Source organism: Novosphingobium sp. NPDC080210, assembly GCF_050281025.1.
Lineage (GTDB): Bacteria > Pseudomonadota > Alphaproteobacteria > Sphingomonadales > Sphingomonadaceae > Novosphingobium.
Genome location: NZ_JBNNWL010000001.1, coordinates 614,727 through 630,374, shown reverse-complemented (window position 1 = coordinate 630,374; position 15,648 = coordinate 614,727). Strand labels below are relative to the sequence as shown.

General features: G+C 63.9%; 10 protein-coding genes. 1 reads left to right on the top strand and 9 read right to left on the bottom strand.

Annotated elements, in window-relative coordinates:
- Positions 1-47 precede the first annotated feature (47 nt).
- On the top strand, positions 48-1,205 hold the full coding sequence (locus tag ACQKOE_RS03010) for an acyl-CoA dehydrogenase family protein (RefSeq protein WP_427511495.1): 1,158 nt from the start codon (positions 48-50) through the stop codon (positions 1,203-1,205).
- 43 nt (positions 1,206-1,248) lie between these two features.
- On the opposite strand, the gene ACQKOE_RS03005 is transcribed toward ACQKOE_RS03010, so the two are convergent.
- The 9 genes from ACQKOE_RS03005 to ACQKOE_RS02965 all read right to left on the bottom strand — a co-directional run bounded on the left by ACQKOE_RS03005 (position 1,249) and on the right by ACQKOE_RS02965 (position 15,639).
- A complete protein-coding gene (locus tag ACQKOE_RS03005) occupies positions 1,249-5,118 on the bottom strand; it encodes a beta strand repeat-containing protein (protein WP_427511494.1) in 3,870 nt (1,289 codons plus the stop codon).
- A 175-nt stretch (positions 5,119-5,293) separates the two neighbouring features.
- Positions 5,294-5,491: a formate dehydrogenase subunit delta gene (locus tag ACQKOE_RS03000; RefSeq protein ID WP_427511493.1), complete on the bottom strand. Its 198-nt coding sequence runs from the start codon at positions 5,489-5,491 to the stop codon at positions 5,294-5,296.
- Between the two features lie 4 nt (positions 5,492-5,495).
- A complete protein-coding gene (fdhF, locus tag ACQKOE_RS02995; RefSeq protein WP_427511492.1) occupies positions 5,496-8,336 on the bottom strand; it encodes a formate dehydrogenase subunit alpha in 2,841 nt (946 codons plus the stop codon).
- Positions 8,326-8,856 carry a molybdenum cofactor guanylyltransferase gene (gene mobA / locus ACQKOE_RS02990; RefSeq protein ID WP_427511491.1) on the bottom strand — a complete coding sequence of 177 codons (531 nt, stop codon included), beginning with the start codon at positions 8,854-8,856 and terminating at the stop codon, positions 8,326-8,328. Before mobA ends, fdhF begins: the two co-directional genes overlap by 11 nt.
- Positions 8,857-8,971: 115 nt before the next feature.
- Complete coding sequence (locus ACQKOE_RS02985; protein WP_427511490.1) at positions 8,972-10,486, bottom strand: NADH-ubiquinone oxidoreductase-F iron-sulfur binding region domain-containing protein; 1,515 nt, start codon at positions 10,484-10,486, stop codon at positions 8,972-8,974.
- Positions 10,483-10,905: an NAD(P)H-dependent oxidoreductase subunit E gene (locus tag ACQKOE_RS02980; RefSeq protein WP_427511489.1), complete on the bottom strand. Its 423-nt coding sequence runs from the start codon at positions 10,903-10,905 to the stop codon at positions 10,483-10,485. Before ACQKOE_RS02980 ends, ACQKOE_RS02985 begins: the two co-directional genes overlap by 4 nt.
- A 407-nt stretch (positions 10,906-11,312) precedes the next feature.
- Positions 11,313-12,146 (bottom strand): S-formylglutathione hydrolase, encoded by an 834-nt coding sequence (gene fghA, locus ACQKOE_RS02975; RefSeq protein ID WP_427511488.1) that lies wholly within the window; start codon positions 12,144-12,146, stop codon positions 11,313-11,315.
- Between the two features lie 47 nt (positions 12,147-12,193).
- Entirely contained in the window at positions 12,194-13,624 is a 1,431-nt protein-coding gene (locus tag ACQKOE_RS02970) for a hypothetical protein (protein WP_427511487.1), read from the bottom strand.
- Complete coding sequence (locus ACQKOE_RS02965; protein WP_427511486.1) at positions 13,555-15,639, bottom strand: DNA methyltransferase; 2,085 nt, start codon at positions 15,637-15,639, stop codon at positions 13,555-13,557. Before ACQKOE_RS02965 ends, ACQKOE_RS02970 begins: the two co-directional genes overlap by 70 nt.
- Positions 15,640-15,648 lie beyond the last annotated feature (9 nt).

Here is a 15,648-nt window from a genome sequence, read left to right as displayed (position 1 = left end):
GCGGTCAGGGGCTTGCACAGCTTAATCGATCGGTTAAAGGCGGTGGCATGACCGAAAGCGAAGACATCATCGAGATCCGCCGTGCGGTGCAGGCACTGTGTGCGGAGTTTCCGGGCGAATACTGGCGGGAAAAGGACCGGGATCGGGCCTATCCGGGTGAATTCGTCGATGCCTTGACCCAGGCCGGTTTTCTCGCTGCGCTGATCCCGGAAAGCTATGGCGGATCGGGTCTCAAGCTGGATGCGGCTGCGGTCATCATGGAGGAAATCCAGGCCGCCGGGTGTAACGGCGCCAGCGCCCATGCGCAGATGTACATCATGAACACGCTGCTGAAATACGGCAGCGAGGAGCAGAAGGCGAAGTATCTGCCCGGCATTGCCGATGGCTCGCTGCGCTTGCAGGCCTTTGGCGTGTCCGAACCGACCAGCGGCACCGACACCCTGTCTCTGCGCACCGTGGCGGTGAAGGATGGCGACCACTATGTCGTCAACGGCCAGAAGATCTGGACCAGCCGCGCCGAATATTCCGACCTGATGCTGCTGCTCGCCCGCACCACCCCGCGCGAACAGGTGGCCAGCAAGACCGAAGGCCTGTCGATTTTCCTGGTCGATATGCGCGAAGTCGTCGGCAAGGGCATGACGATCAAGCCGATCCGCACGATGATGAACCACTCGACGACCGAAGTGTTCTTCGACGACATGCGCATTCCCGCCTCCAGCCTGATTGGCGAGGAAGGGAAGGGCTTCCGCTACATCCTGTCCGGCATGAACGCGGAACGCATCCTGATCGCCGCCGAATGCGTCGGCGATGCCAAGTGGTTCATCCAGAAGGCGACCGACTATGCCAAGGAACGCGGCGTGTTCGGGCGTCCGATCGGGCAGAACCAGGGCGTGCAGTTCCCCATCGCGCGCTGCTATGCGCAAATGCGCGCGGCGGAGCTGATGGTCCACCACGCGGCCCAGGTCTATGACGCGGGTGGCAATCCCGGCGAGGAAGCGAACATGGCCAAGTTACTCGCCAGCGAAGCCAGCTGGGCCGCAGCGGACATGTGCGTGCAAACCCACGGCGGGTTCGGTTTCGCCGAGGAATACGACGTGGAGCGCAAATTCCGCGAAGCACGCCTCTATACCGTGGCGCCGATCAGCACGAACCTGATCCTGTCCTACCTGGCCGAGCACGTGCTGGGCCTGCCGCGCAGTTATTGAAGGTCGATAGCCGGGCTCCCGCAGGATCCCGGCTGCACCACGCTCAGAAGTTGATTCGCGCTCCGACGCGGAAGCTCGCGCCGTCCACGCCGTTGGAGGTGAGAAGGCTGGCGCGGGTAAAGACCGACAGCTTGCCTGACGGATCGCGCAGGTCGATCCCGCCAACCACTTGCAGGGTGTTCGTGAAGCTTTCGGTCTGCAAGGCGAACGGGGTGTTCCCGATGCGCAGCTGGGTATTTTCCACGCGAGCGGTGTTCCTGACTTCGAACAGCCCCACACAGGGTGAGAGGATTAAGCCCTTGCCGACTTGTCCCGACCAGCCGAGGGTTCCACCGTAACGCAGCTGTCCGGTCTTGTCGTCGCCCGGCAGGATGAGCGTGTTTGCATCCGGCGCAAATGGGGAGAGGGCACTGGAGCCGAATGAATAGCCCACCGCAGGTTTCACGAAGACGGGGCCAAGTGCAAGGCGATAGGACGCGTTGATCGCCCCCGCCTTTGCCGTGCCCTTGACCTTGATCGCCCGGCCTTGGACAAGCGCTGCGTTGGACAGCGAATGTTCACGCCACTCGCCGCGATAGGTGCCGTCGATCAGCAAGCCATGGCCGCTGATGGCCACATAGCCACCCAGGAACTTCCCCTCGGTGTCCGTAAGCCCCCCGCCAACTTTTGACGAAGCGTCGTAACGACCGCTGGTGATGCCAAGGTTCACGGCGAATTCCTCGGCCGCAATCAGGGTGTAATCCAGACCAGCTTGCAGGATTGAATAGCTGGTGCGGGTCTGCCCGTCATTGACGCCAGCCCCGATGCCATTGGTCCGGAAGGACTGGTTCATGTCCCCCGCCGAGGCTCGGCCCCAAATTCCGAAGCGCGAACTGCGACCTGCAATAACCTCGCCCAGCGGCTCGTCGATCAGGCTCGAAATTGATGCGCCTAAGCCGGAAAGCTGCGCGAACTGGATCGACGCCGGGTTTACGGCCTGGATGATGCCGAACTCTCGCGCATTGGCCGGGTTCCAGCCAAAGGCCTGGATCAGGAATCCGCCGCTGGAAAGATTGGCGGAAGCCGGAACCGCCAGGTCGATCGTACCGGATCCCGCAGTGATCAATGGCAGGAACCCGTTTGCAAGAATCCCGCGATCCAAGACATTGACCAGAACTGTGGATGAGCCGCTGGCGCTGCCGGTAATGGCCAGGCGGTCAGCGGACTGATTGGCCAGCGAGGCATCCAGCTGGATGATGTTCCCCGTGCTTCCGGTGAAGTTTCCGGCCACCGTGGCAATCTGCCCCGCTTGCTGGTCGAATAGAGTGATCAATCCGGCGTTGGTCAGGTCTGCGGCGATTCTTCCGCTGCCGGCGAATGCCAGAGTGCCAGCGGCAGAGTTTACTATGCCGGCAGTCGCCCCGATGGAGCCGCCAGCCGCCAGATTGAGCAGCCCGGAATTGCTGGCCGATCCCGAAAAACTTGAAACGCCAACCGCATTCCAGATTCCGGTGTTGGTGAAGTTTGATTCCGATGCATTGCTGCCAGCGACCTGAACCGTTCCGTTCAGCACCCCGCCCAGTTCGTTCCGCAACCGGTAGGCCCCTCCTGCCAGTGCAGCCTTGATCGCGATGGGTCCGGTGATGGTTCCCTTGTTCAGAACCTGCGCATTGCCGCTGGCCGAGGTGGTTTGGTCAATGGCCACGGCAGTGCCGAGGATCGTACCATCATTGGTCACGCTGTTCAGGCCGTTTGCATTGCTCTGCAAGATGCCGGTTGCGCCATCGATCCGCCCGCTTGCGACGTTGGTGGTATCGTTCGTGCCCGCCGGTGCGATCTGCCTGACCGCTTCCGAGCCTTGTACGGTGCCGCGGACAAAAACCGTACTGGTACCCGTGGAGAGGCCACTGTTCGTCAGAATCCCGACCGAGCCGGGGGCAGCAGCTGTTACCGATGAACCTGTTTTGACATCGATGACCGTGCCGTTGCTTCGTCCGGCAATCGGGGTCAGTCTGGTCCAGATGCCGACCGTTTGCGCGTCAATTGCTCCCGCCGTATCGACATAGATGTTGCCGGACCCGCTGCTGCGCGCGACAATCCCGGTATCGGCAGTCAGGTTGCCGGTCGCGTCGATGAATATCAGCCCGGTTGAGTCGACGTTGTTGATCGAAGCATCGATGCCTGTCTCCTTCGCAGCAACTTCGCCGGTCAGGACCCAAATGTCCGACGCACCCGATCCGGTGTTGTCGATGAAAACGCCACTACCCTCAGCCGCAGTCAGTGGTCCTGGTTGGGAGACAACAGTTCCGTGGGAGCTGGCGTTCGACAGGTGGATCGCATTTCCAGCAGAGGCGGTGACCGGTCCGCTGCCCAGGACAGCGCTATAGGCGGTAGCTGCAATGCCCGCTTGCGCGGTGATTCCGTTTACGGTTCCGGAAACCGCGCCATTGTTGGTTATCCGGAAATATCCTGCCGCCTGGGTGAAAATGCCTGCGCCGTCGAAGCCGGTGACAGTACCCTCCACCGTGATGTCGGTGTTGGAGCCTAAGCTGGTTGCCTGGACCCCTCTGACACCCCGCGCTTCGCTGCCGAGGAATTTGACGCTGTTAAAGCCCTCGCTGAGTGCCTGGATTGCGGAACTGCCGACTGCCAGAATATCGCTCTTTGCGGTAACCGTGCTGGACCCATTTGCCATGACGGTAATGCCGGCCAGCCTGCTATCAATCCTCCCCGCGGTCGTGATGACGGTGCTTCCTGACCCGTAATTGGTGGCGATGATACCGGAACTTGTGCCTAGCAGGTCGCCGCGTGCATCGATGGAAAGCAGTGCGGTGGAACTGCTTTTCGCGATCGTGGCGTTGACCGCCGCGTTGTAGGCGGAGATCTCCTCCACTTGGATGCGGATCGCGCCAGTGCCGGTATTGTTTACCGTGACGCCATTGCCAAACCTCGCGGTCATCGCACCAAGGCGGCTGATTACCGTGTCAAAGGCCCCGGCGTTCGAGACATTGATTGCATCGCCGCTAATGGCAGTGATCCTGCCCGCACCCGTGACGGCGGTGAAATCGGAGGCATTCACACCTGATGCGATCTCTATGCCGCCTCTCATTCCCGCAACGCTGCCGTTGCCGGCGACCCGGACATAGCCATCCGCTTTGGCAGAGATGCCCAGTCCAGAGTAAGCGGTTATGGCGCCGGAATTGGTGATCAGGACATTGGATTGGGTGCTGGTGGCCTCGACACCGGTGCCGCCGCGGGTCCAGTTTCCGATGGTTACGGTATTCAGTCCGGTGCTAGTCGTGGAGATTCCAGAACCGGCGGTGCCGGTCACCTCCCCGTTTGCGGAAATGGAGCTTGTGCCGGTAGCATTGACATTGATCCCTGTGACGCGGCTATCAATCGTTCCATTGGTTATAAGGACCACGTTCCCGTTCGGTCCCCCGGTTGTCCCCAAGCTGATGCCGGTGTCGCCGGTAATGGTGGAAGTTGCGCCTTGCAACATGTTGATTGTGCCGCCCGCGGTAGAAACGGCGCTCAAGGCAATTGCCGCATTGGTGATCAGATTGCCGTTAATTCCTGTGTGGTATGGCGTTGTTGTCGTGACATTGCCTTGTGCGGTGATGGTCAGCGACCCGGTGCCGTTGGGCGTGGGTGTAGAGGTCGCATCCATGGCGAAATTGACGCCGGGATAGACAAGGGATTGCAGGTCCAGACCGGTACTGACCACCGAGGTTTGACCATTCAGGAACGTAACGGATTCAAGCCCGGTGATCCTGGCTATTCTCGTTGGCCCGGTGCCCCCGTCGCACACGATGTGTGCGGTATTTGGCACAGTTGCGCAATCGGCCATTGCTGGAGATGCGAGCAAAGTGGAGCCCAGCAAAGCTCCGCTGGTTCCGAGTATCGTTCTTACAGTGCTGGCTTGGGCCAGCATCGAGAAACGGGCTGGCGACCGGATGGCACGAAGGGCTCGGCCCATAAAAATTCTCCCCAACGGTGATCCTTGCCATGTGCATGGCGCATCGCTGTTGGGAGCCATGGGGTAGGTAAATGCAGTTAATCTGTCAAACTTGGCCTTTAAAACAGATGTTTACGCGAAATCCGGCTGGCTAGCGCAGCATGGTGACTGCGGCGCGGGCAATCGGATCCAGCCCGGCTGGATCGCATTGCAGGATTGCAGCCTTCATCCGAGGGTCCCAATAGTCACGCAGGTGCTGTGCGGTCAGTTCGATCGCCTGGGCTTCACCCTGGGGGGCGAGGTTGCGGGCGATCTGGTTGGCCATGGTGATCAGGCGGGCGTGATCCATTGCGCTATTTCTCCGCGCGCGCCACGCGGCGGCTCTTGCCGGACCAACTGGCATAGCTCTCCTGCCATTCGCTCGGGCCGTTGCTGGGCAAGACCTGGACGGCGGTGACCTTGTATTCCGGGCAATTGGTGGCCCAGTCGGAGAATTCGGTCGTCACCACATTGGCCTGGGTCGCGGGGTGGTGGAAGGTGGTATAGACGACGCCCGGCGCAACGCGGTCGGTTACTTCGGCGCGCAAGGTGGTTTCCCCGGTGCGGCTGGCCAGGCGCACCCAGTCGCCGCTCTTGATCCCGCGGTTCTCTGCATCGGCGGGGTGGATTTCCAGCAAGTCCTCATCGTGCCAGACGACATTCGCCGTGCGGCGGGTTTGCGCGCCGACGTTGTACTGGCTGAGGATCCGCCCGGTGGTCAGTAGCAGCGGATAGCGCGGCCCGGTCTTTTCATCCGTCGGGACATAGTCGGCGATGATGAACCGCCCTTTGCCGCGCACGAAACCGTCGATGTGCATCACCGGCGTGCCATGGGGCGCGGCATCGTTCACTGGCCATTGCAGCGATCCCTCTTCTTCCAGCCGCGCGTGGCTGACGCCCGTGAAGGTCGGGGTGAGGCGAGCGATTTCGTCCATGATCTGGCTGGGGTGGTGGTAATTCCAGTCAAGTCCCAGCGCGCGGGCCAGAGCTTGCGTCACCTGCCAGTCGGCCAGGCCTCCCGCTGGCTCCATCACCTTGCGCACCAGCTGAATACGCCGCTCGGCATTGGTGAAGGTGCCGTCCTTTTCCAGGAAAGTGCTGCCGGGCAGGAAGACATGGGCATAATTGGCCGTCTCGTTCAAGAACAGGTCGTGGACGATCACGCAGTCCATCGCTTTCAGCCCTGCGGCCACGTGGGCGGTATTGGGATCGGACTGGAGAATGTCCTCACCCTGGATGTAAATCGCGCGGAAACTGCCATCCAGCGCGGCGTCCAGCATATTGTTGATCCGCAGGCCCGGTTCGGGATCGAGCGGGACGCCCCATTCCGCCTCAAAGCTGCTGCGAACCTCCGCGCGGGAAATGTGGCGATAGCCGGGCAGTTCATGCGGGAAGCTGCCCATGTCGCACGAACCCTGGACATTGTTCTGCCCGCGCAAGGGGTTCACGCCGACGCCGGGCCGACCAACATTGCCGGTCACCATGGCGAGGTTGGCAATGGCCATGACGGTGGAACTGCCCTGGCTATGCTCGGTCACGCCCAGGCCATAGTAGATCGCGCCATTGCCGCCGGTGGCATAGAGCCGCGCCGCGGCGCGCAGATCGTGCGCCGGAACGCGGGTGACGGCTTCGAGCCGTTCCGGACTGTGGCGCTCCTCGGCCACGAAGTGCGCCCATTCCTCATAGGCATCCCATTCGCAGCGCTGCCGGATAAATTGCTCGTCGGCCTGCCCCTCGGTCACGATCACGTGCGCCATGGCGGTCAGGACCGCGACATTGGTTCCGGGTTGCAGGGCAAGGTGATGTTCCGCCTGGACATGGGGTGAGCGCACCAGGTCGATCCGGCGCGGGTCGATGACGATCAGCCGTGCCCCCTGCCGCAAGCGCCGCTTGAGCCGGCTGGCGAAGACTGGATGCCCGTCGGTGGGGTTGGCGCCGATCACCATGATGACATCGGCCTGCATCACGCTGTCAAAGTCCTGCGTGCCCGCGCTGGTGCCAAAGGTGCGCGACAGGCCATAACCGGTGGGGGAGTGGCAGACCCGCGCGCAGGTATCGACGTTGTTGCTGCCGAAACCGCTGCGCACCAGCTTTTGCACCAGGTAGGTTTCCTCATTGGTGCAGCGGCTAGATGTAATCCCGCCCAGCGCACCGGGGCCGCTTTCCGCCTTGATCGCGGCAAGGCGGCTTGCGGTGAAGGACAGTGCCTCGTCCCAGCTTACTTCGCGCCACGGATCTTCAATGCTATCGCGGATCATCGGCTTGACGATGCGGTCGCGGTGCTGGGCATAGCCCCAGGCGAAGCGGCCTTTCACGCAGGAGTGGCCGCGATTGGCCTTGCCGTCCTTCCACGGCACCATGCAGACCAGTTGCTGGCCCTTCATCTCGGCGCGGAACGTGCAGCCGACCCCGCAATAGGCGCAGGTGGTGACCACTGCGCGTTCGGGCAGGCCAAACTCCTTCACTGCCTTTTCCTGCAAGGTCGCGGTGGGACAGGCCTGGACGCAGGCGCCGCAGCTGACGCATTCGGAGGAGAGGAAGCTGTCCGCCGCCTGTCCCGCACTGACCTTTGAACCGAAGCCGCGCCCGGCGACGGTCAGGGCGAAAGTCCCCTGAACCTCGTCGCAGGCGCGCACGCAGCGGGAACAGGCGATGCATTTGCTAGGGTCGAATTCGAAATAAGGGTTCGATCCATCGACCGGCAGGCCCAGGTGGTTCGCGCCGGAATAGCCATAGCGCACGTCGCGCAGTCCCACTTCCGCTGCGGTTTCCTGCAATTCGCAATCGTTGTTGGCGCTGCAGGTCAGGCAGTCGAGCGGATGATCGGAGATATAGAGCTCCATCACCCCGCGCCGCAGCCGCGCCAGCCGCTCGCTCTGGGTGCGCACGACCATGCCCGGTGCAACCGGCGTGGTGCAGCTGGCGGGCGTGCCGCGCATTCCCTCTACCTCGACCAGGCACATCCGGCAGGATCCGAAAGCCTTCAGGCTATCCGTCGCGCAAAGGCTGGGGATCGAGCCGCCGCATTCCGCCGCAGCGCGCATTACGCTGGTGCCAGCGGGAACCGTTACGCTGCGCCCGTCGATGGTCAGCGTGACGCTCTGCTCTGAGCAGGCGGCTGGCGTGCCGAAATCGGGCTGCGGTTCATAGCCCACGGCGCTGCTCCGCTGCTGCCAGATCCTCTGGCGTGTTGATATTGCTGGTGCCTTGCCCACTTACAACTGCGCGGGCGCCGATGGCCTCGGCAAAGGCGCGCATCGAATGCTTGCCATCGCCGCGCAGGATATTCTCCACCACCTTGGCTGCACTGGCCGGCCACAGGCCCACCACCGGCTGATCGGCCAGGAAGGCGGGCGCGGGCATGAGCAGGCGCGGCAGATCGTCCGGCAAGTCGATGGAATCGACCCCGCAGGTGAGGACCAGGTCATAGCCTTCATCCAGCGCGTCGTGCAGCGCTGCGGCGATGCCGGCCAGCGGACCCAGGCCCGGGCCGAACCAGTCCGGCAGGGTGGGGGCAGGGGCCTCTTCCCGGCCAACCACCACCACCTTTTCGCACCAGCCGGACAGGGTATCCACCGCGCGCATCAGCAGCGTTTCCCCGCCCAGCATGGCCAGCGCCTTGTCAGAGCCGAAACGGCGGGACTGCCCGCCTGCCAGGACCGCACCCAGGATCATCGCGCACCTCGTCTCTCGCAACCCGCCTTCGACAGGCTCGGGCTGAGCGTCTGCGTGGAGCGGCGGACGTCCAAAACACCGCTCAGGCTGAGCCCGTCGAAGCCGGTTTGAAGGATCATCCAAAGTCCTCCGGCCAATGCTTCAGTGCAGAACGCACCGGATACGGAGTGAAACCGCCCAGCGCGCAGAGGGATCCGAACTGCATCGTTTCGCACAGGTCATGCAGCAATTGCAGGTCCTGATCGCGACTGCGGCTCTGCTTGGGTGCGTTGTGCATCTGGGGCAGGGCTTCCACCGGATCGGCCATCGCCGCGCCGCCCGCCATGATCCGGTCGAGCAACTCCGCCCCGCGCACCGCGCCGATTCGGCAGGGGGTGCACTTGCCGCAGCTTTCCGCTGCGCAGAATTGAAAGGCAAAGCGTGCCATCCGGCCCATGTCTGCCGTGTCGTCGAACACGGTCACGCCGCCATGGCCGATCAGCGCATCGGCGGCGGCAAAGGCCTCGTAATCGAACGGCAGATGGAACTGCGACGGGTTGATATAGGCCCCCAGCGGCCCGCCCACCTGCACCGCCTTGACCGGGCGGCCCGAGGCAGTGCCGCCGCCAATCTCGTTCACCAGTTCGCCCAGCGTGATGCCGAAGGCGGTTTCGTACAGCCCGCCGTGCCGGACATTCCCCGCAAGCTGGATCGGCATGGTTCCCTTGGAGCGATCGATCCCCAAGCGCGCGTAAAGCTCTGCCCCGCCGGGGGAGAGAATGTGCGGCACGGCCGCCAGGGTCAGGACATTGTTCACCACCGTGGGGCAGCCGAACAGCCCCTCCAGCGCGGGCAGCGGCGGCTTCGCGCGCACTTCGCCGCGCTTGCCCTCGATCGAATTGAGCAGTGAGGTTTCCTCCCCGCAGACATAGGCACCCGCGCCGACCCGCACTTCGATGTGGAGCGGGGCCAGCCGGTCCTCGGCCAGGGCAATGGCGGCTTCCAGCTTGGCGATGGCGTGCGGATATTCGCTGCGCACGTAGATATAGCCCACCTGCGCGCCCACCGCATGGGCGGCAATCGCCATGCCCTCCAGCAGCTGGAACGGGTCGCCTTCCATCAGCATCCGGTCGGCGAAAGTACCGCTGTCGCCTTCGTCGGCGTTGCAGACGACATACTTTTCCGCGCCCCGCGCATTGGCGACCGTTTGCCATTTGATCCCCGCCGGAAAGCCTGCGCCGCCGCGACCGCGCAGGCCAGAGGCGAGGACTTCCGCCACGACCTCCGCCGCAGCCATACCGCGCGCCCGGGTTAGCGCCTGCCAGCCGCCGCTTTGCTGATAGTCCGAAAGGCTGAGCGGGCGAGTCCTGCCCGCCCGCGCGAAGGTGAGGCGCTGCTGGCTGGCGATCCACGGGTGGCTGGCAATCGGGCCAATCGCCTTGGGCGAGGTTCCGGCCAGCACGGCGGGCACGTCGGCAGGCGTCAATGGCCCGAACCCCTGGCCGCCGATCTCCGCCAGCGGTTCCAGCCAGTGCATTCCCCATGACGAGACGCGCTCCACCGTGCAGCCCGCCGCTTCGAACGCCGCCGCCACGCGGTCAGCCCCGCAGGCGAGCGCAAGGGCATCGTCCGGGATGCGCACGGTGGTCATGCCGACTTCACCAGGTCGACCAGTGCGGCCTCATCTAGGCGGGCGTGGAGGCTGTCCCCATGGCGCGCTGCCGGACCGGAACTGCACAGGCCCAGGCAATAGACCGTCTTGATCCGCACCCGCTCTCCCGCCGCGTCCTGAGCCGCCTCGACGAGCTGCTCCACCCCCCGCGCCTGACACGCCTCCGCGCGGCACAGCTCGATCACCGGGCGCGGATCGGGGGCCGAGGTGAAATCGTGATAAAAGCTGACCACGCCGTGCACTTCCGCGCGGCTGAGGTTCAGCGCCTTGGCGATCACCGCTTCGGCTTCGGGCGGGATGCAGCCAAAGCTGTGCTGGACCGCATGGAGGATCGGCAATAGCGGCCCCTTGCGCCCGGCATGGGCGGCAATGATCCGTTCCAGTTCAGCGCGATCCATGCCCCGCAGCTTGCGCCTGTCCGGCGCGGCGGTCAATTCGATTGCGTGAGCAAGAGGCTCACAACCCCGCTCAGGCTGAGCCTGTCGAAGCCGGGTTGGCGCAAACCGCAAGCCAGCCCTTCGACAAGCTCAGGGCGAGCGGGCCGGAGATGTGGTGCTCACAACCCCGCTCAGGCTGAGCCTGTCGAAGCCGGGTTGGCGCAAACCGCAAGCCAGCCCTTCGACAAGCTCAGGGCGAGCGGGCCGGAGGGGGTGCGCACAAAACCCCGCTCAGGCTGAGCCTGTCGAAGCCGGGTCGGCCCAAACCGCAAGCCAGCCCTTCGACAAGCTCAGGGCGAGCGGGCCGGAGATGTGGTGCTCACAAAACCCCGCTCAGGCTGAGCCTGTCGAAGCCGGGTTGGCCGCCCTCAAGCCCGCAGCCGCTCCGCGTGCCAGGCGACGTGATCGGCCATGAAGGTGGAGATGAAGTAATAGGAATGGTCATAGCCCGGCTGCATCCGGATCGTCGCGGGAATACCGGCCTTCCGCGCGGCCATGACCAGCAGGCCGGTCTTGAGCTGTTCGTGCAGGAAATTGTCCGCATCGCCCTGGTCGACCAGCAGAGCAGGCAGGCGCGCGCCGTCCTCGATCAGCGCGCAGGCATCGTATTCGCGCCAGGTGGTCTTGTCCGGCCCCAGATAGCCGCCCAGCGCCTTTTCGCCCCAAGGGCAGTTAAGCGGGCTGACAATCGGAGAAAAGGCACTGACCGAGCGGAACCGCTCAGGATTGCGCAGGGCGATGGTCAGGGCGCCGTGGCCGCCCATCGAATGGCCGGTGATCCCCTGCCGCGCCATGTCCAGCGGGAAATGCTCTGCCACCAGGGCGGGCAGTTCCTGCTCGATATAGCTGCGCATCCTGAAATTGCGCGACCACGGCTCCTGCGTGGCATCGACATAGAAGCCCGCGCCCTTGCCAAAGTCATAGCCTGCATCGTCTGGCACATCGTCGCCGCGCGGGCTGGTGTCCGGGGCGATGAAGGCAATGCCGTGCTTCGCACAGGCCGCGCGGAATTCGCCCTTTTCGGTCACGTTGGCGTGGGTGCAGGTCAGGCCGGAGAGATACCACAAGACCGGAAGCCGCGTGCCCGGTTCATGGTCCGGGACAAAGACCGAGAAGGTCATGTCCGTCCCCGTCACCGCGCTGTGGTGGGTATAGACGCCCTGGGTGCCGCCATGGCTGCGATTTGCGCTGATCTGTTCCATGGCGCGGCTTTGCCCGCAAGCGGGGTGACTTGGCAACTGCTTTGCCGTCATGCGGCGTAGCGCCCGTCATGCAGCCGGCGGGCCATGCCGATCCCGGCCAGCGCATCCAGCACCGGACGGACCGTGGCGGCGCGCTTGCCGCGAAAGGCGCGGGCGATGTCCTGCGGGGCGAGCGGGGCGGGCGCCGTGGTGAGGATCGCCTGGACCGCGCAGACCTGTTCCTCCAGCTTGGCGGGCCAGGGGATGACATTGTCCGGCAGCGGCGCGGCGACTTCCCCCAGGTCGAGCGTCTGCGCGATGGGCGCGGCATAGCCGGGGGCCTGGAATTCAGGACGGAGCCAGCGGACCAGCCCCTTGGCCTCTTCTGCCGCGCGCGCCTTGTTGAGCGCGACCAGGCGGAGCAGCACTTCCTCGTCCGGCAGGTCCGCCGGCCAGCCATAGGCCTGGGCCACCAGCGCGTCGATCGCATCGTGGTGCTGGCGTATCAGCGTGACCAGCCCGCGATCGTGCACCTCGCGCTCCGCCGCCGAGAGCGCGCGCCCCTCGCGCAGCGCTTCCAGCACGTTGTAGATCCCGGTCAGGGTCAGGTCGTCATGCTCGGCCAGCACCCGCTTGCGCAAGGCATCCAGCGCCTCGGCCTCGGCCCGGATGCGCTCCTTGAGCGGTTCCGGCCCGTCGGCAGGGAAGGGGAAGGGGTCGAAGCAGGCGGATTTGTTGTAGCGCGGAGTAGGGCCCAGATCGCCGCCTGCTGCCAATGCCCAAACCACGCTAGCCCTGCTGGATAATACACCCAATGCGTAGGCATCTTCCATCGCGATGCAGACGAGCATGTTGTCCGGCAAAATAGTGGTCGGCAGGAACTGGAAGACGCGATGCTTCGCGGTTTCGACTGTGGCAATGTAGCGATTGAGTCCCCGTCGCCCTTGACGCAGCATTTCTACCGGCTCGCCGTGTAGCCACCATTTTTCTGCACGATGACCACGCTTGTTTTGATCGCGTTCCGGTTTCACGTGAGTGAGCAAGCGCTGATAAGCATTCGGATACCGTTCTCGCAAATCACTTTCACTCAGGCCGTACGTATCAATCACCCATTTACCTCTCGGGCGGGCAGCAAGATCCCGGCCGTTCCGATAAGGCACTACGATTTCAGGCAGTTCGGGTGATGCACGGAAACCGATAAATGCCACGTCATCGGAGTCGAGCAAGAAGCCCTGACCATGTAGGGGGATTCCACGCGATGCGAGTTTGGAGTTAGCCTTTAGAGTGATCGCCGAAGTGACATCAGCCCCGGTGCCAAGATTGCTTCCGATCCGGGCGTGGTTCATCGCAAAATCAATCTCATCCGGGGCGCCGCTCTCGTCAGTGACGATCAGATGCACCCCTATCTCTTTTGATTTTGCCGCCACGGTCATGGCAATGCGGACTGCCGCGCCGTCCTTTTCATCGACCCAAGGGTGATCGGGGATGGCGAACAGCAAATTGAGTCCGTCCTTGCATCGAGGTGCGCTGCCATGACGCGGCGGCTGAATACCTGCGTGATCGAATTGGTCGTGATAAAGCCAAAGCGGCGGGTTCCGTCTTTCCGCACGGCCATGGCCGCCTTGTCCCACCAGTGCATCACGAAGTCCGCGCTTTCGGGCACCTTGGTGGTCTTGAACAGGGCCTGGAAATAACCGTCGCCCAGGCGGCTGCGCACGTCCTTTCCGCCGATGAAGGGCGGGTTGCCGACAATGAAGTCCGCCCGGGGCCACTGTGCGGGGCGGGGGTTGATATAGCGGTAGACTTCCACCCGGGCCGTCTCGTCAGGCACTTTCTTGCCGGTGACGGGATGGTCCTTCATCGTTTCGCCATCCCACCGGCTGACGGGCTGGCCGTGTTCGTCCCGCTCAAGCACGCGGTCGTCATAGTCGATCAGGGCATCGCGGTTCTGGATCGTGCGCACGTCGCGCAGGATCGGTTCGGGCGGCACGCGGTCCCGGCCGTTGACGCGGAAGTGCCATTGCAGATAGCCGATCCACAGCACCAGCTGCGCAATCTCTTTTGCGCGCGGGTTGATTTCCAGCCCCAGGAAGTTTTCCGGGGTGATGGTGTGGCCGGTCATTTCCGCGACATATTGCGTGTGGCCCAGTTCGGTCAGGAAGCTGACGACCTCGCCTTCCAGCTCCTTCATCCGGGCCATGGCGACATAGAGGAAATTGCCGGTCCCGCAGGCCGGGTCCAGCACTCTGGTCTGGGCCAGCCGGGCGTGGAATTCCTCAACCTTGCGCAGGGCTTCCTCGGGCTTGCCCTCTTCGATCAGGCTGCCCGCCGCGCCGCGCACCCCGTTCCAGTCGGCGCGCAGCGGCTCCATGATGGTGGGGGCGATCAGCCGTTCGACATAGGCGCGCGGCGTGTAATGCGCGCCCAGCTTGGCCCGGTCCTTCGAACTGAGTGCGCGTTCCAGCAGGGTGCCGAAGATCGCGGGTTCCACCTCGGTCCATTCATGCTCTGCCGCGCGGATCAGAACTTCCAGTTCCTCGCCATCCAGCGGGATCGCGGTGCGTTCCTTGAACAGGTAGCCGTTGAACTTGCGCAGCGGCACGCCCAGCGCGGGTGAAAACTCGCCCTTGTCCATTGCCGCCCACAGCGCGGCCAGCTGATGTTCCAGATGTTCGGGATTGCCGCGCTGGTTCTTGAGCAGGCCGGTAAAGGCCCCCGGCGGGATCAGCGCGCAATCCTCTGCGAACATGGTGAACAGCACCCGCATCAGGAAGCCGCTGGTGGCTTCGGCATTGTACCCGCGCTTTTCGATCCGCCGCGCTACGGTCGCCAGCAGGTCGGCAATTTCGCGCGTGACGCGGGCGGCGCGGGCGGCCGGGTCCAGGCTTTTCGGATCGGTCCAGATCGCGCGCAGCCGGTCGCGCACTTCGGCATCGTGCAGGTCGTCCAGCATGATGCGGAACCGCGCCGGATCGGGGAAGGGGGCATAGGTTTTGCCCGTGCCGCTGAAATCGGCGAAGACTTCGATGCAATGGCCCACGTCGGTGACCAGCAGGATCGGCGGCGAGCCGTGATCGACCGGCAGCGCCTTGGCATAGAATTCTGCCTGTCCCTTGGCCTGGTGCATCGCCTTGAGCCAGCCGGGCGTGCCGCGCCGCGCCGTCCCGCGCTTCAGCTTGGCAGAGGGGGTCAGGCCGGACAGCAGCAGATCGTCCTCGCCCCGCGCCACCGCTGCACGGTCAGCATCGCTGCCCTGCTTTGCCTCAAGGATGAAGCACCCGCGTTTATAGCAATCTATCCGGCCAAAGCTGGTCGTTCCATCGCCATTGTCCTGAAATACCCGGCGTTCGAACACGTAATCGTTATGCGCATCGTCGGCCAGGCTGCCCCGGGGCGGGTCCACGCCAAGCAGATGGCACAGCCCGTTCACGAAACTTTGCGTATTGGCCAGTTCCGAACCCCCGGTCTTGCGCCAGTGTTCGATAAATTCTGCAATAGAATCAGCGGCATCCATCCCGTCGGG